Below are 15,421 nucleotides of genomic sequence, written 5' to 3'. Positions count from 1 at the left end.
AGTATTTAGGTATTGGCATTTCATCCATGCTGGATGCCCATTCAGGTTCCGACAGAGCGTTATTCTTGGTGGTGGCATTTTGACGCTAAAGTTGCTTTTTTTCAAAGGAACTGAGTCATGGCCCTCAGAATCAGGAAGAGCATCAAAATTGCTCCTGGTGTTCGGATCAACATCAGCAAAAGTGGTGTGAGTACGTCACTAGGCGTGAAAGGTGCCACAGTAAACCTAAGTAAACGCGGTACGCGGGTCACGACCGGAATTCCTGGCACTGGAATATCTTCGTCGAAGTTCTACGGGGTCGGAAAGAGAGAGGCTACCCCTACGCCACCTACACCGGCGTGGGCGCATGTGGCCACCTTGCTAATTATCGCAGCAGTTCTTTGGTGGATATTCAGCTGAGGTCCACGCGCAGCCCTAATGTTTTCGGTGCCCTGAAATGAGAAAGCCCAGCTAAATGCTGGGCTTATTGTGTTTGATTGTTATTACCCGCGTTTGAGAGACACCATTGCATCCACAAACCGTTCAGCTTTCTTCTGCGTATCTACAAGAGAGCTGTTCATGACGTTCCCGCCAGTGCTCCGGGTCTGCACAACCCATCGGCCGCGTTTCGAGTAGAGGGCCACACTACCGATGGAGTTGTAGTAAATACGAGTCTGAACGGCTTTTGAGGATGTTCGTGAGCTGCCTGCTGCTATCGCTCCGCCACCGAGAGGGACTGCACTGGCAAAGCCGCTGGTGGTCGAAAGTATGCCGCTGCCATAGCCAATGTACTCATCAGTAAACACGACCTGCTCCGGCCTGGTCTTGAGAGGTTGTTCCATAAGCACCTGCTCGATTACCGAACGTGCCTGTTCTGGGCTGATCTTGGCCGGAGTGTACTCAACGACCTTTGATACGCATCCTGTGAGCAGAAGCATTAGTGCAGCTATGGCGAAGGGTCTCATCACAGGCTCCGTTATTGTTGGCGGGGCATTCTGCCATGACCGCGTTGCTGATGCTAAAGTCCCGCCAAATCAATAGAGGGAACGACATGCGAATTTTGATAGGTGCGTTGGCAGTAGCGTTGCTGGCGGGGTGTGCGTCTTCACCCATCCCGGTCAGCCAGGCAAAGCCGGTTCCATCGGATGAGCTTTATGCTTTCCAGTCAAAGCCCGCGGGTGAGAGTGGCGTGATTACAATCGTCCGGGATTCTGGAATGGTTGGGTCGGAGTTCAAAACTGTGCGGCTAATCACGCGTAACCTTCCTAGCATTCACGTCGACTGCCAGCATCCTGTGTCGATCCACATGACATCGCACAAATCGACCACCTGAAAGCTGCAACAAAAATTTTATTTATCAGGGCATAATGGCGTTTTGATATTGCCTACTGATTCGAAACTCAAGGACCCAGCATGCCGAAACTGAGCAAATACGAGCAACACGCTCTTAAAGAGATTCACAGCTGGAAGGCGCCGGACATCGGCTGGTTCGGCCAAGCATTAAAGGTGATAAACCAACCGCTCGACAAAGCGGGTGACCTTCTGTTCAAGACGCCTGTAGTTGGTTCCACTATTCAAAGCGCAATCGAGGGCCTAACGAGTGTATGCCACGACGCGGCTCAATGGAGTGTAAGGCCAGAAGCTATTTTTGAAGAGTTTCGCGGCGACGGGCACAGTACAATCAAAACTCATATGGATATTCACGACTTGGATCTGGCGCAAATCGATAAAGTCGTTGGCTTCTTGGGTGCTAAATATAAAGGTATTGCTTTAGTCGAGGGGGCCGGGGCAGGAGCTGTTGGCATAGCTGGCTTGGCGGTCGATATCCCTACGCTAATAACACTAAATCTTCGTGCTATAGGCGAGTATGCTGCGTATTACGGTTTTGATACCTCGCGTCAGGAGGAGCGGCTGTTCGCTTTCAACGTATTAGGCCTCGCATCCTCCCCAAGCGATAGCTCCAAAGCCCTCGCAATGGCTCAACTGATCAAAATTTCTCAAGATGTTGCAAAGAAGGCAACTTGGCAGGAGCTGGAAAAAAGTGTTTTCGTAAAGATTATCCAAGAAATTGCTAAATCTTTAGGCATACGCCTTACTAAAGCAAAGCTCGCACAAACCATTCCTGCGGTGGGTGCGATTGTGGGGGGAGGCTTCAACGCTTACTTCACCATGAAAGTCTGCGACGCAGCCTTCTACCTTTATCGGGAGCGCTTCTTAGCCCATAAGTATGGTCCTGAAGTAATTGAGGTTACCGTAAAACCTGCGGCCGACTATGATCCGCATTACGAAGAAGCTTCGCAAACGGTGTGAAAGCTCAAATTTTCGTCGATCGCCGGGTGTGCAATCAGCAAATTATGGGTTTGAGCCCATCCCCGGCATGGTATGCGATGCGCTTAGATAGGCGTAATGCTATGCAGTTTTACTGTCAATAGAGAGCTGCAGGGAGGGTGGGTTTATGGCCAGAGCCCAAGATAAAACACAGATAGAAAGCGGGCAGTAGGCTGTTGAAAATCACTGATTATTTCAGCGCCAAGGAGGCTCCAAACCACGGTTTTAAAGGACTTTTCACTTGTTTGCAGATCCGTTGTAATAAATATGAACGTTCGTTCGGCAGAACACTGCAGAAGTTTCGTACTTACTGGATCTTAGTCGCTGAAAAGCAATGCCGAGACTGCTCGCACTAAAGACAGAGTGAGATCACAAGGACGCGTCTCAACATAGACTACATGTCATCATAGGGAATGCACTAAACCTGTAGCAAAATACAGTGCTAAGTTATTGATTCTTATAGGGTAGTTGTCTCGGTTTTACGCAATCTGAATCACATGTAAACCCTATACATTTCAATAGCTTACGAAAGGTCATCAGTCAACCTTGACATGGTGGGGGTCGTTGGTTCGAGTCCAATCGCGCCTACCAAACAAAATCCGCTCTGCTGGGCGGTCTAGAAGGGCTCACCGAAAGGTGGGCCCTTTTTTGTTGTTCTCGTTTGGCCAATCATTGGGCAAACCACCAGCGCGCAGCAGTTTCAGATCGGCATGCCCCATCAAACCCTGAATGTCATCCTGAGCAAATCCCTGTTGCTCATATAGCCAGGCACCCAACGCTTGAATCTCATGAAAGGTTGGCCGCTCATTCACCGGAATGTGGTCATAGGCCTTCGCTTGCCCAAATCGAGCGAGTCGCTACTTGATTTGTTATTCAGCAGTTGAATACCGGTGCGTAGCGTTCTTCGCGCTTCTTGAAGTGGACAGGTGCCATCGGGACTTTCTCACCGTTCACGAAAATATCCGGAAAGGTTACGGTGAAGTCATCCATATCCCCATTGCCCAAGGGCGTTCCCTTGAAGCCCGCGTTGAATATTTTCCTCGGATCAAAACCGGTTTCCAGCTGTTCAACGCTGACCTGATAAGACTGCCCTGTGGCCAGTTGCACGGTGACCATAGGCGATGCGGCACTCACCCAAAGGTCGGGCGGGGTCTGTTTGAGCGCAGCGCTGCGTTGTTCCGGGGTGTTCAGGTTGAGCAGGTAAGGCGGTTTGTACAGGCGACCGAAGAGGCGCAGTTCCGTGTCAGTTGAGCGCTTGTTGCTTGGCCAGCTGGATGTACCCGGCGGTGCTGCATAAACCAGCACATGAACCCAGTCGAGTTCTTCAGAAAGAGGCGTATAGCTCATCGCCGCCTTTGGCCCGGGGCAGGTACGCTCGAGGAGGGCGTTTTGGCCCACGGCTGATTCTGGATGCAGATAGGGCCCTGTACTGCATCCCGCGAGCAGTACCAACAGCGCATACAAGGTGTGTTTTTTCATAGGGGCAACTCCATTTGCTGCGCGATAAGCCGCTAGTTCGACGTCTGGGCTGCTTGATTCAAGCTAAGAATTTATTTCGAAATTGCAAAATTGAATGCCGGCTCTTGTAGGCTCGCTTTGATCAATGCTGCGAGTTCACGCGTGGCGGGTGTGGGAGCCTCAGTACAGCTATGAATCATGTAACCAAGGTGTGGTACAGGAGGCAAGCCTGAAACGATGTCGAGATGGCCCGGTAGCCCGATGCGGGTTCTAAGCGTCAAGCCTAACCCAGCAGCAACGGCGGCCCATATACCGGCAACGCTGGGGCTGGTCAGGGCGATTCGCCAGGGGATATTCGCCGCATCCAGTGCCTGGGTGGCGGCACTGCGCAACACGCACGGCGCATCAAACAGGATCAATGGCAGCGGTGAGTCATCCATCATGGTTGGCAGTCGTGTGTTACGAGCCCCGATCCAGTGCATCGGTGTTTCACCCAGTCTCGTCGCAAGCGGCGAATTGCGCTCCGTGTCCCATGTTAGGGCCAAGTCCAGGCCGGCGCTTTCTACCATTGAAAGTAATTCAGCGTTTCGCGCAATCCTGACTTCAAGATTCACCATTGGGTAGGCTTGAACGAAGCGTCGCAGGATGTCGCTGAGGAAATGCTCCCCAAAATCTTCTTGAACTCCGAAGCGAACGGTTCCGGTCGTCTGGCTTTCATGCAGGCTCAAGAAGATCCCGTCGTTGAGCTCCAGTAGCCGGCGGGCGTGGCTGAGCAGGGTTTCTCCCACAGGTGTCAAGACCAGGCCACGTCCTGATCTGGCCAACACCGGGGTGCCCACCTGCTCTTCAAGTTTCTTCAATTGAGCGCTCACTGCGGACGTAGATCGACCGAGGCAATCCGCAGCCTTGGCAAAGCTGTTGAACTCAACGCCGGTAACGAAGGTGCGCAAGACATCGAGATCGAAAGTTGGACGGCGCATCGGATAATCCACAAATTTGGAACAGTTGATCCTATTAAATCTGATATTCGCAATTACCGCGACTTGATAGTTTTGTCCGATTGACAAGGTAATTCGGGGATTAAGGTCGTGAATACATTAAAGGATAGCGGGCGAGAGCACGTGGGCAGATTCCCGCAAAAGTTTGCCGATTTAACTGATCAAACCCTGTTTGGTGATATGTGGAAGCGAACGCAATTGACACCCCGTGAGCGCAGCCTGGTGACGGTGGCTGCCCTAGTGGCGCTGTACCGGCTGGAGCAACTGCCATTCCATTTGAGTCGAGCGCTGGACAACGGTTTGAGTGATGATGAATTGGAGGAAGTCATGACCCATCTGGCGTTCTATTCAGGCTGGCCGACGGCTGCTTCTGGCCTGAAGCAGCTCCGCGATGTGCAAGCCAGTCGTGCTCCCAGCCAAGGGTAACTATTTATGCCATTTGCACGTATTTCACTGCATCGCGGAAAGTCCGCTGCGTATCTGCAGGCGCTATCCCAAGGGGTGCATGACGCTCTGGTCGAGAGTTTTGAGGTGCCTGGCGCAGATCGCTTCCAGGTCATCCATCAGCATGATGTCGGTGAGCTGATTTTCAATCCCGAGTACCTGGGCGGGCCGCGCAGTCATGATTTTGTGTTGATTGCTATCACCGCTGGCCGTTCACGAAGCGTCGAAACGAAACAGCATTTCTACCGCACTCTGGTCGAGAAACTTAACGAGGCTACTGGGCTCAGCGAGGAAGATGTCATGGTGGTAATTACCACCACAGACAGTGAGGATTGGTCGTTTGCTGGCGGTCGGGGTAACTAGCTCGTGGACCTTGCGGGGATTTGCACCACCATGCTGTGCATCGTTTAATTCTGAGATAATGGTGAAACGCCACGCAGCCCTTGATCACGCGGGGCATGGTTTATCATGACTTGACCCAAGCATTAGGTGGTAGAGTCTTGGTTCTCGTTAAGGATGAGACCATGCCCGGGGAAGAGCAGGCCGTTTCTGAGCGCGCCGTAGCGTTTGCAAAGCTAAATCGAACTAGCGTTGCCCGGGAATTGGCATCCTTGGATCGATATCCGTGCGATGAGTACCCCGTCTCGGTGTTTATGGCGGGGTCGCCAGGAGCAGGGAAAACTGAAGTGTCCAGGGCGTTTATTCAAATGATGCAGGCCGGAGGATCGTGTGCGTTACGAATCGATCCGGATGATTTTCGGTGCTACTTCCCTGAATACACGGGGCTTAACTCCAGTCTTTTCCAGCGAGGGGTGACCATTTTTGTTGAGCGCACCTTGGACTTGGTTTACCAGCAGCGTCAGTCGTTTTTGCTGGATGGGACACTTGCGAATCTCGATGTAGCAAGGCGGAATATCTCCCGCGCTCTTGATAAAGAAAACAGGTCGGCCCAAATTATCTACGTGTACCAGAGGCCAGAACTTGCATGGGAGTTTGTGCTTGCAAGGGAGAAAAAAGATGGAAGGAACATTCCCTGTTTAGAGTTTGTCAGGCAGTTCTATGCTGCAAAGGCATCTGTTTGCGCGCTTAAGCGTGAATTTGACGCTGCTTTGCAGGTAGATGTAATCATCAAGGATATCGATGGTGGAAATGAAGACATTGGGATCGACCTTTCAGCTGGTGAAATTGACGGGTTCGTCAACCAGCCCTATGATCACCTCGAGCTTGAAAGAATTTTGAACGGAGTACCCCAATGAAAGGCGAAAATGCAGCAGTCGCTTCGACGAAGGTGAATGCCTCTTCGAAGATGTCTGAGTTTTTCCGCCACGGCTCCGTGGAGGAAAGGCGAGCGGTCTATCTCATGGCAGCCAATGTCGCCATCAACGAGCAGAAGGATGTCATTCGCTCAGTTAAGTCTGGCGAATTTCTGATCACGAAACGCAAATAGCCTTCTCCGGACGTCCTAAACCCAGCCCTCGTGCTGGGTTTTTTCATTTGGCAGTCTGCCAGTTGCCTCCGAGAGAAACCATCGCACCCACAAAGCGCTCAGCTTTCTTCTGTGTGTCTACGAGTCAGCTATTTATGACGCTCCCACCAGTACTCCGGATCTGCACCACCCAGAGGTCACGCTTCGGGTAGAGGCAACGCTATCGATTGAGTGGTAGTAGATGCTGAAGTGGCCCGGATTCTGCGTATAACGGGCAGTCACCAGACCCATTCAAGGACATAAAATGCTTATTGTCTTCAGCGGCCTTCCAGGCACCGGAAAAACGACTATCGCAAGCGAGCTTGCCGGCAGAACGGGTGCCGTCTACCTAAGGGTCGATACCATCGAACAGGCGATTCGAAACGCCGGCGTTCTTGCAAAAGAGGTGGGCAAGAGCGGTTACATGGTCGCCAATGAGCTTGCTCTGAGCAATCTTCGTTTTGGCCACACGGTTATAGTCGACTGTGTAAACCCGGTCGTTGAAAGCCGACAGGCATGGAGTGATATTGCTCAGCGCGCTGATGTGCCCTTGGTCAACATTCAGGTGATCTGTTCTGACAGGCGCGAGCACCAGCGTCGGGTGGAAACCAGGGAGGTCGATATTCCCGGGCTGACGCCCCCAACCTGGCAGTCTGTTCTCGATCATGAATATGAGGCGTGGGGCACTGCTCCATTCAGCATCGACACGGCCTTGACTTCAAAGGCGCAGGCTGTGGCGCTGATCACTGAAACGCTTTTATCCAGGGCGCGTCTGCTCTGAAGGCGTTCAATGCGCCCCCCGGTTCTCCTGGAGCCGGTTATCTGTCCGCATCGGAGTGCGATCTGCCTGATGCTTGTCAGCTGCGCTTGTGCGCTGGCCGGCAGCCCCGGATCACACTCCGATGCGACCTCCCGTGAGGGATCGGGCAGTTAGCGACAGGCTGTCGTTGGCGCTGGTTGTTCGGTGCGGTTCTATACCTGTAATTGAAGCTTGATCAGGTCAACTTGCACTGCTTTTTGCAGATTTATTGACCGTCGGTTGTCATTCTGCTCCCCAATTAACCAACACCAGGCAGGCGAAAGTGGTGGGGTCAGGTAGGGCGTGTGCCCCAGTACGCAGTCTTTGCGAGGGCGGGAGCAGCCGCGGGTGTCGAGGAATCATTGGTCGTTTTTATTGTCATATTTATGACCTTTTCTTTCAGGACGCTCAAATGAAGCGCACAACCCTATTGATCCTGGCCGTCTCAGGCGCTTTTCTGCTGGGCGGCTGCGCGCCTGTCTGGTACGACGGGGGGCGGCATGGTCACGATCGAGGTTACGACTCGGGCCGTGGATACGATCGCGGGCATGATGATCGGGGTTATGACCGCGGCTACGATCGTCGCGACAATGATCGCCGTTATGACCGCAATCGCGATCGTGATGACAGGGACGACTGATCCTCTGGTGCTTTAACTGCGCAGCGTGTCATCCACGCTGCGCTTCAGGTTATTAACTGCTGGCTCAATCAATTCCCGCCATTTGTTTCACCTCTGCAATATCCCTGCTTCGCGGAAACAAACCGGACATCTGCCAGCAATTGCGTTCAGGCAAGCTGTGCGCAATTAGTCCCGCCGCGCTCGTTCTGGCACCCGGGGCTGATGAGAACCCTCCTGTAAAACATCGTCCCGGGAATTCCTGCTCCATGCGAACCAGTCTTTCGCTGCCGCTGCTGGCTGCCTTGTCCATTTTGCTTGCGGCCTGTGCCAGCAAGACCATCCCGCCCGAAGAGTTTTCGGGCTATCTGTCCGATTACAGCCAGTTGGCGCAAAAGCAGTTGCCTTCCGGGCAGGCCGTACTGTCCTGGGTAAGCCCTGATCTGGATATCAGCCATTACACCGGCGTCTATATCGAGCCAAGCCAGTTTTACCCGTGGGTGCTACCGACCGGGCGGGGGCCACAGTCCACGCTGTCGGCCGTAACCGGTTATTACGATGCTGCGCTCAAGCGCGAACTGGGCAAGGTCATGACGGTTGTCGCGGCCCCGGGCCCTGGCACGCTGATTGTCAGGCCGGCCATAGTCTCGCTCTCGGCTAGTACCCAGGGCCTGCGGTTTTATGAGTATTTGCCCGTGACCCTGCTCGCCGCTGGGGTCAGCACGGCGGTCGGGATGCGTGATCAGGACAGTGAAATCAGCACCGAGATCGCCGTGATCGATGCCGCTGACCAGCAGGTGGTCGCGCAAGTGGTGCGCAAGGGGACAGGGTTGGCGCTGGAAAATGATTCTCAGGTCATGACGCTGGATGATTTCAAGCTGGTGCTCGATGGCTGGGCGCTTGATATGCGCCGCGAATACTTGTCCAGCCGCCATTGAGAGCCGGTCAAGGGTTGGTCCGGGGCTCGCCGAAAGGCGGGCTTTTTTTTGTCTGCGATTTGTCTGGCTCCTTCACACGACTTCAAGTGCCGCCTGAATCTGATCGGCGTACTTGCTCAGGTTATTCATCTCTGTCTGTAACTGACCGGAGCTGGCTGAGTTCAGGACCTTGGACTGGATCAAGGTCAAAGCAGCCGCGACGGCCAGTTCACGTTTGCCTTCCGGACTGGCAGCACCAAAGGGGGTATCGCCCCGGAGGTTTTTGAAGTGCTCAGACATGATGCTCTCCTTATCGTTGCGGGTTTGAAACCTGTTACTACCGGTAACCGGTAATAACTAAAGTTTAGGGTAGGATTGATGGCGCGCATCGAAAAGGGCCTGAAAACAGCCTGGTAGACATGGTTGTGCCCGAAAGTACCGGCATGAATCTGAGGAACCGATCAGGGTGACCAGCGGTGCACCGTTAGTCGCTGCGTAACGTTCAACTTTGTTCATAATGGCGCGCTAATTGCTGTCTGTCGGTCCGCCAATGGATCACTCGTCTAATTGATGTGCATTTCCTGCGCATTTTCCGGTCTTTCCGGCCTTCGCGTATAAGCCTCGTCATTACAAAGGATTGGGTTGATTGGTTGAGAGCGACGCGAGCAGCGCCAAATAAAAATAGCCGTATTCGTCAATAAAATGGCGAATAGCCTGATTATTTGTGCTTGCAATTACGATATTAATCCAAATTTGTTCAATTTATTGACGATATCATTGTGATGGCTTATTTTGACGCCCTGTTGCTGGCCATGCGTCGTGAATACTCAGTCCGGAAGGAACCTACTTATGAGTCGTACAGACGACATATCGAACTTGTTCAGCAGGTTCGGCGCCACTTCGGACAGTTATCACGAGTTCGACAGTCAGTTCGAATACCCCAATACGCCGCCAGCTCAAGTTAAAGCCTCTGAGCCTGAAGAAGTCACGGCCCCGGTACTTGCTGCTCTGCCACCGGTTGCGCCAGTCTGCGTGGCATTGGCGAAAGCCGAAGATCCGGCACCGCTGATGAGCACTGCCGACGTTGCCATCCCGCTGCGTAATTTGCTCGCTGAAGTAGCGCTTGCTCGTCAGGCCGAAACCGAGGCCCTGCAGGCACAATTGCGCACGCCGCAGTGCAAGGCTCGTGTCGTGGTGCTGGTCTCGGCCAAGGGCGGCGTTGGCAAGACCACGCTGGCCGCCAGCCTGGCAAGCAGCCTGCGTCTGGAGGGTGGCCAGACCCTGGCCATCGACCTTGATCCGCAAAATGCCCTGCACCATCACCTCGGCGTTGAATCCGGCGTGACCGGCATCGGCAGCGCCTGCTGGAGCAGCAATCTGCAGCAGGGATTCAACGATGTACAAGTGCTGCCCTACGGCGTGTTGAGCGATGACCAGCGCTGTGCCCTGGAGCGCGAAGTAAGCCAGGACCGCCACTGGCTGGCACGGCAACTGGAACGCATGGACCTGGGCACACATGACCTGGTGATTGTCGATACGCCCACCGGCCGCTCGGCGTACCTGCAGCAGGCGCTGGATGTGGCCGATCAGGTGCTGGTGGTCACTGCTGCCGACGCGGCCAGCTTTATTGCCCTGGAGCATATGGACCGTCTGCTGGGAGCCAACGTTGCGCGCAGCTATGTGGTCAATCAATTTGAGCCCGGGCGCGAGTTTTCCCGCGACATGCTCGAAGTGCTCAAGCGCCGTCTGGGTGCGCAGTTGACGGGGGTAGTAGAGCAGGATCACGGTTTTGGCGAGGCCTTGGCTTACGGCCGCAACCCGTTGACGGTGCCCGTCCGGTCTGTAGGTGGTGAAGGGGTTTTACTGCTTGGCGAACACCTTAAGGCTGCTTTGCAGAACGTCCGTGTAACCGAGAACTCAGCTTCATGAGTCAGTCAAACAGCCCCCCCCAGGTTGCGCAAAGCCGGTTTCAGCGTTGGGCCCAGTCGCTGTCAGATCATCTTGATCAGTGGCCGGCTGCGGCACGCCGTGCGCTGCTTGCCGGTACCGCAGTGTTTTGCGGGCTTTTGGGCCTGCTGATTATTACCGTACCGTTCGAATTCTATGCGCAGTGCATCTTTGCCATCGGCTGCTTTGTTGCAGCATTGGTGCTGCGCAGGATACCCGGGCGCCTGACCATCCTGATCATGATCGGCCTGTCACTCACGGCCTCGTTGCGCTATATATACTGGCGCTTGACCGAAACCCTGGGGTTCGACGACTGGGTCGACATGGCGTTCGGTTATGGCCTGGTGCTGGCCGAAATCTATGCCCTGGTGGTGCTGGTGTTTGGCTACCTGCAAACGGCCTGGCCGCTGCGGCGCCAGCCGGTATTGCTCAAGGGCCCGCCGAGCGAATGGCCAGTGGTTGACGTGTTTATCCCGTCATACAACGAGACGCTCGATATCGTGAAGCTGACCATCTTTGCCGCTCAGGCAATTGACTGGCCACAGGACAAGCTGCGCGTGCATGTGCTCGATGACGGTCGCCGCGAAGACTTTCGCGAGTTCTGCGAGCAGATCAACGTCAACTACATCACCCGTGACAACAATCGTCATGCCAAGGCCGGTAACCTCAACGAAGCATTGCAGGTCACCAGTGGCGAGTTCGTAGCATTTTTCGATGCCGACCACGTGCCGACCCGCTCTTTCTTGCAAGTGAGCATTGGCTGGTTCCTCAAAGACCCCAAGCTGGCGATGTTGCAAACGCCGCACTTTTTCTTTTCGCCCGACCCATTCGAAAAAAATCTCGACACCTTCCGTTCGGTGCCCAACGAAGGCGAGTTGTTTTATGGTCTGGTGCAGGACGGCAACGACCTGTGGAACGCCACGTTTTTCTGTGGCTCTTGCGCAGTGATCCGTCGCAAGCCGCTGATGGAAGTCGGCGGGGTGGCGGTCGAAACTGTGACCGAAGATGCCCATACCGCGCTCAAGCTCAACCGCGCCGGCTACAACACTGCTTATCTGGCGATACCGCAGGCAGCGGGTCTGGCCACGGAAAGCCTTTCACGCCACATTAGCCAGCGTATTCGCTGGGCGCGGGGTATGGCGCAGATTTTCCGCACCGACAATCCGCTGTTCGGCAAGGGCCTGAACCTGGGCCAGCGCCTGTGCTACCTCAACGCAATGCTGCATTTCTTCTATGGTTTGCCGCGCTTGGTGTTTTTGACGGCGCCGCTGGCTTTTCTGTTTTTTGATGCGCAAATCTTTCATGCCTCGGGCTTGATGATTGCCGCCTATGCATTGCCGCATATTTTTCATGCCAGCCTCACCAACTCCAGCATTCAGGGGCAATACCGGCATTCGTTCTGGAACGAGGTCTACGAGACAGTACTGGCCTGGTACATCATGGCCCCGGTGCTGGTGGCGCTGGTCAACCCCAAGTTCGGTGGTTTCAACGTGACCGACAAGGGCGGGATCATTGACGAGAAGTACTTCGACTGGAAGCTCGCCCGTCCATATATCGTGCTGCTGACCCTTAACATGGCAGGGATGGCGTACGGGATCGCGCGGCTGGCAATGGGTGAGGAGGGCGCCACGACCACGCTGTTGATCAACCTGTTGTGGACGCTCTACAACGTGATCATCACCAGTGCCGCCGTGGCAGTGGCCAGTGAAACCCGGCAGGTTCGTGCCGAGCCGCGGGTTGCTGCCACATTACCGGTGCGCCTGGTCCGTGCCGATGGCAGTGTGATAGACGGCGTTACCCAGGACTTTTCGCAAAAAGGCATGGGCTTGCGTTTGCCACAGGGCGTCAGCGTACCTCAAGGCGAGCAGGTGCAGATTTCGCTGTTGCGCAGCCAGCACTTGAGCCTGTTCCCGGCTGTGATTGTATTCAGTCGCGGTGAATTGCTCGGCGTTCAATTTGAAGCCCTGACTCTGCGCCAGCAAAGTGATCTGGTACGTCTCACCTTTTCCCGTGCCGACACTTGGGCATCGACCTGGGGTAGCGGGCAGGTTGATACCCCGCTGGTGGCCCTGCGCGGAGTCAGCCGAATTGGTTTTCGCGGTATCCAAGAACTCTTCAAAGCCTCGCTCATGGAAGTGCGCAGCTTGCTGCGCCGTCGCCGCGTCGCCCCATCAAAGCTAGAAAACATCCAGGATAAGTGATGAATTCAACGTCTTCAGTCTTCGCCAATTTGCGCGATCCGCGTCGTGCCCTGGCACGCATTGCGTGTGCCTTGCTGGCTTTGAACAGCGGCGCTGCCTGCGCCGAGAGCGCTCCAGCCGTTGCTGCAACCGGTAGCAATAATTACACCGTGACCCTCAAACAGTTGGGCCGCAATTATCCGATGAACCTGCGGGGTGTGGAATCGAGCGACAGTGTCAGTTTCGATGTGCGGGCCGACTCGATTGTGACGGGTGCCAAGTTGAACTTGCAGTACACTTACTCGCCGGCATTGCTGGAAGAGCTGTCGCAAATCAACGTCATCATCAACGATGAAGTGGCGGCAAGCCTGCCGTTGCCCAAGGACAAAGCCGGGCAACTGCAACAGCATGTCGTCGACATACCGGCGCACCTGATTACCGAGTTCAACCGTCTGAGTTTGCAGTTTATCGGGCACTACACCATGAGTTGCGAAGATCCGCAGCACACCAGCCTGTGGGCCAAGATCAGCAACGCCACCAGCTTGAGCATTGATGTATCGCCCTTGGGTTTACCCAATGATCTGTCCATCTTGCCGTTGCCATTTTTCGATCGTCGCGATACCCGGGCCCTGGATTTGCCGTTTGTGTTCGTCTCTGCGCCTGACAACGCCACGCTCGAAGCAGCCGGTGCACTGTCGTCGTGGTTTGGCGCCCAAGCCAGTTTTCGGGGTGCACGGTTTTCCTCGAGTTACAACCAGATTCCCGCCAGCGGCAGTGCGGTGGTTTTGATCAGTGGTCCGGATGCGCTGCAGATTGGCAGTATTAGTCTACCGCCAGCGAAGGGCCCGACCCTGACCTTGATGACCAATCCGAATGACGTCAATGCCAAGCTGCTGGTGGTCAGCGGTCGCGACGGTGCCGAACTCAAGAGTGCCGCAACTGCTTTGGTACTGGGCAGCCAGGCCTTGTCGGGCAGCAGCGTGGTGATCGATCGATTGCAGGTGGTGCAGCCCCGCAAGCCCTATGACGCGCCGAACTGGTTGCCCAGTGATCGCCCGGTAAAGATTGGTGAGTTGATGCAGGCCAAGCAACTGGCGGTGTCCGGCTACAACCCGGGTGACATCACCGTGCCGTTGAATTTTCCGCCGGATTTGTTTACCTGGCGTAACGAAGGCGCGCCGCTGAATCTTAAATACCGCTATACGCCGCAAGAGAAGTCCTACAATTCGTCGTTCATTATCAGTTTTAATGACGCGCTGATTCAGTCGCAGAACCTGCTGTCCCGGGACAGGCTCGACAGCAGTGTGCTCAGAACACTGAAGTCAGACGACAGCCTTGACCGCGAAACCAATGTGTTGCTGCCCCTGAACTCGGTGGCCCTGCAGTCCCGCCTGCAGTTGCGCTATATGTTCGATTACATCAAGCAGGGCCAATGTAACGACATCATCATTGACAATATGCGCGGTGCGATTGATCCCGAGTCGACCCTTGATTTGAGCGGCTACGACCACTTTATCGCCATGCCCAACCTGGGCGTGTTCAAGGATTCCGGCTTTCCGTTTACCCGTCTGGCTGACCTGTCGCAAACCGCCGTGGTGTTGCCGGATGATGCCGGGGTTGCTGATTTGAATGCCTACCTCACACTGCTCGGCCGATTTGGCCAGTCCACCGGCTACCCGGCTACTGGCGTACAGGTGATTCAGGCGGATCAGGTGGCGGGCGCTGCGGACAAGGACTTGCTGGTGCTGGCGTCCGGTGCCAATCAGCCCTTGCTGGCACATTGGGCCGATCGCCTGCCCGCTAACGATGGCGAAGGCCAGCAGAGCTTCCATTTATCTGACTTGCCGATGCGGCTACGTGACTGGTTTAGCCCCGATCCTGAAGCCAATATTCGCAAGACGCGGTTGGCGATGGCGTTTTCCGGTGGCGCGCGTAGCACTTACCTGACCGGTTTCGAATCGCCGCTTAAAAAAGGGCGCAGTGTTGTGGTTATCGCCAGTGGTCAACCGCAAGGTCTGGCCGATGCCACAAATGCACTGATCGGAGGTGAGGATTACACCCATTCGATCCAGGGCAGTCTGGTGGTGGTACGCGGTAAAAACATCGAGCCTCTGGTGGCGGACGAGCAGTACTACGTTGGCAGCCTGGGGCCTATCAAGTACCTGCAATGGTTGATGTCGCGCCATGTGGTCCTGTCCCTGCTGCTGACCGGTCTGGGGGTGATTTTGCTCAGTGGTCTGGCTTATCTGGCACTGCGCGCACGCGCCAACAAACGACTAGGTAACTGACG

16 protein-coding genes are annotated in these 15,421 nt (G+C 54.9%); 12 read left to right on the top strand and 4 right to left on the bottom strand.

The window, feature by feature from the left end:
* The first annotated feature begins 117 nt into the window (after positions 1 to 117).
* On the top strand, positions 118 to 399 hold the full coding sequence (locus FHL07_RS24095; RefSeq protein WP_095031843.1) for a DUF4236 domain-containing protein: 282 nt from the start codon (positions 118 to 120) through the stop codon (positions 397 to 399).
* Positions 400 to 482: 83 nt separating this feature from the next.
* On the opposite strand, the gene FHL07_RS21240 is transcribed toward FHL07_RS24095, so the two are convergent.
* Positions 483 to 944, bottom strand: coding sequence for a hypothetical protein (locus FHL07_RS21240; RefSeq protein WP_095018797.1), 462 nt, complete (start codon positions 942 to 944; stop codon positions 483 to 485).
* Positions 945 to 1,392: 448 nt separating this feature from the next.
* Here FHL07_RS21240 and FHL07_RS21230 point away from each other — a divergent pair, with 448 nt between their 5' ends.
* Positions 1,393 to 2,289 (top strand): EcsC family protein, encoded by an 897-nt coding sequence (locus FHL07_RS21230; RefSeq protein ID WP_095018799.1) that lies wholly within the window; start codon positions 1,393 to 1,395, stop codon positions 2,287 to 2,289.
* A gap of 891 nt (positions 2,290 to 3,180) precedes the next feature.
* Here the strand turns inward: FHL07_RS21230 and FHL07_RS21220 are convergent.
* On the bottom strand, positions 3,181 to 3,786 hold the full coding sequence (locus tag FHL07_RS21220; RefSeq protein WP_138738893.1) for a hypothetical protein: 606 nt from the start codon (positions 3,784 to 3,786) through the stop codon (positions 3,181 to 3,183).
* Positions 3,787 to 3,857: 71 nt separating this feature from the next.
* Positions 3,858 to 4,745, bottom strand: coding sequence for a LysR substrate-binding domain-containing protein (locus tag FHL07_RS21215; RefSeq protein WP_095039181.1), 888 nt, complete (start codon positions 4,743 to 4,745; stop codon positions 3,858 to 3,860).
* Between the two features lie 108 nt (positions 4,746 to 4,853).
* Here FHL07_RS21215 and FHL07_RS21210 point away from each other — a divergent pair, with 108 nt between their 5' ends.
* The 7 genes from FHL07_RS21210 (at position 4,854) to FHL07_RS21180 (ending at position 9,025) form a co-directional block, all read left to right on the top strand.
* Positions 4,854 to 5,189, top strand: coding sequence for a carboxymuconolactone decarboxylase family protein (locus tag FHL07_RS21210; RefSeq protein ID WP_095002314.1), 336 nt, complete (start codon positions 4,854 to 4,856; stop codon positions 5,187 to 5,189).
* Between the two features lie 6 nt (positions 5,190 to 5,195).
* Positions 5,196 to 5,570: a tautomerase family protein gene (locus FHL07_RS21205; RefSeq protein WP_095018803.1), complete on the top strand. Its 375-nt coding sequence runs from the start codon at positions 5,196 to 5,198 to the stop codon at positions 5,568 to 5,570.
* Between the two features lie 161 nt (positions 5,571 to 5,731).
* Positions 5,732 to 6,463, top strand: coding sequence for a zeta toxin family protein (locus FHL07_RS21200; protein WP_095031896.1), 732 nt, complete (start codon positions 5,732 to 5,734; stop codon positions 6,461 to 6,463).
* Entirely contained in the window at positions 6,460 to 6,654 is a 195-nt protein-coding gene (locus FHL07_RS21195) for a hypothetical protein (protein WP_095018804.1), read from the top strand. Before FHL07_RS21200 ends, FHL07_RS21195 begins: the two co-directional genes overlap by 4 nt.
* Before the next feature lie 283 nt (positions 6,655 to 6,937).
* The gene (locus tag FHL07_RS21190; protein ID WP_095018805.1) at positions 6,938 to 7,453 is read left to right on the top strand and encodes an AAA family ATPase; all 516 of its coding nucleotides are present in this window, start codon (positions 6,938 to 6,940) and stop codon (positions 7,451 to 7,453) included.
* Between the two features lie 430 nt (positions 7,454 to 7,883).
* Positions 7,884 to 8,111, top strand: coding sequence for a hypothetical protein (locus tag FHL07_RS21185; RefSeq protein ID WP_095002317.1), 228 nt, complete (start codon positions 7,884 to 7,886; stop codon positions 8,109 to 8,111).
* Between the two features lie 245 nt (positions 8,112 to 8,356).
* Positions 8,357 to 9,025: a DUF3313 domain-containing protein gene (locus FHL07_RS21180; protein ID WP_095002318.1), complete on the top strand. Its 669-nt coding sequence runs from the start codon at positions 8,357 to 8,359 to the stop codon at positions 9,023 to 9,025.
* Positions 9,026 to 9,097: 72 nt separating this feature from the next.
* Here FHL07_RS21180 and FHL07_RS21175 read toward each other — a convergent pair whose 3' ends face one another.
* Complete coding sequence (locus FHL07_RS21175; protein ID WP_095002319.1) at positions 9,098 to 9,304, bottom strand: hypothetical protein; 207 nt, start codon at positions 9,302 to 9,304, stop codon at positions 9,098 to 9,100.
* A 549-nt stretch (positions 9,305 to 9,853) separates the two neighbouring features.
* On the opposite strand from FHL07_RS21175, the gene bcsQ reads away from it, so the two are divergent.
* Genes bcsQ through bcsB form a run of 3 tightly spaced genes read left to right on the top strand, consistent with a single transcriptional unit; the run spans position 9,854 to position 15,419 of the window.
* Entirely contained in the window at positions 9,854 to 10,933 is a 1,080-nt protein-coding gene (bcsQ, locus tag FHL07_RS21170) for a cellulose biosynthesis protein BcsQ (protein ID WP_138738892.1), read from the top strand.
* Positions 10,930 to 13,152 (top strand): UDP-forming cellulose synthase catalytic subunit, encoded by a 2,223-nt coding sequence (gene bcsA / locus FHL07_RS21165; RefSeq protein WP_095026985.1) that lies wholly within the window; start codon positions 10,930 to 10,932, stop codon positions 13,150 to 13,152. Before bcsQ ends, bcsA begins: the two co-directional genes overlap by 4 nt.
* Positions 13,152 to 15,419 carry a cellulose biosynthesis cyclic di-GMP-binding regulatory protein BcsB gene (gene bcsB / locus FHL07_RS21160; protein ID WP_095031850.1) on the top strand — a complete coding sequence of 756 codons (2,268 nt, stop codon included), beginning with the start codon at positions 13,152 to 13,154 and terminating at the stop codon, positions 15,417 to 15,419. The genes bcsA and bcsB overlap by 1 nt, the downstream gene beginning before the upstream one ends.
* Positions 15,420 to 15,421: the final 2 nt, after the last annotated feature.

The organism is Pseudomonas sp. FSL W7-0098 (assembly GCF_005930585.1).
Taxonomy (GTDB): Bacteria; Pseudomonadota; Gammaproteobacteria; order Pseudomonadales; family Pseudomonadaceae; genus Aquipseudomonas; species Aquipseudomonas bubulae.
Note: the sequence above shows the minus strand (reverse complement) of the source record. Positions and strands in the feature narration are given on the sequence as shown.

Coding starts and splice junctions, on each gene's coding strand:
- FHL07_RS24095 (WP_095031843.1), top strand. CDS start 118: ATGGCCCTCAGAATCAGGAAGAGCATCAAAATTGCTCCTGGTGTTCGG.
- bcsQ (WP_138738892.1), top strand. CDS start 9,854: ATGAGTCGTACAGACGACATATCGAACTTGTTCAGCAGGTTCGGCGCC.
- FHL07_RS21200 (WP_095031896.1), top strand. CDS start 5,732: ATGCCCGGGGAAGAGCAGGCCGTTTCTGAGCGCGCCGTAGCGTTTGCA.
- FHL07_RS21230 (WP_095018799.1), top strand. CDS start 1,393: ATGCCGAAACTGAGCAAATACGAGCAACACGCTCTTAAAGAGATTCAC.
- FHL07_RS21215 (WP_095039181.1), bottom strand. CDS start 4,745: ATGCGCCGTCCAACTTTCGATCTCGATGTCTTGCGCACCTTCGTTACC.
- FHL07_RS21185 (WP_095002317.1), top strand. CDS start 7,884: ATGAAGCGCACAACCCTATTGATCCTGGCCGTCTCAGGCGCTTTTCTG.
- FHL07_RS21180 (WP_095002318.1), top strand. CDS start 8,357: ATGCGAACCAGTCTTTCGCTGCCGCTGCTGGCTGCCTTGTCCATTTTG.
- bcsA (WP_095026985.1), top strand. CDS start 10,930: ATGAGTCAGTCAAACAGCCCCCCCCAGGTTGCGCAAAGCCGGTTTCAG.
- FHL07_RS21195 (WP_095018804.1), top strand. CDS start 6,460: ATGAAAGGCGAAAATGCAGCAGTCGCTTCGACGAAGGTGAATGCCTCT.
- FHL07_RS21240 (WP_095018797.1), bottom strand. CDS start 944: ATGAGACCCTTCGCCATAGCTGCACTAATGCTTCTGCTCACAGGATGC.
- FHL07_RS21190 (WP_095018805.1), top strand. CDS start 6,938: ATGCTTATTGTCTTCAGCGGCCTTCCAGGCACCGGAAAAACGACTATC.
- bcsB (WP_095031850.1), top strand. CDS start 13,152: ATGAATTCAACGTCTTCAGTCTTCGCCAATTTGCGCGATCCGCGTCGT.
- FHL07_RS21205 (WP_095018803.1), top strand. CDS start 5,196: ATGCCATTTGCACGTATTTCACTGCATCGCGGAAAGTCCGCTGCGTAT.
- FHL07_RS21220 (WP_138738893.1), bottom strand. CDS start 3,786: ATGAAAAAACACACCTTGTATGCGCTGTTGGTACTGCTCGCGGGATGC.
- FHL07_RS21175 (WP_095002319.1), bottom strand. CDS start 9,304: ATGTCTGAGCACTTCAAAAACCTCCGGGGCGATACCCCCTTTGGTGCT.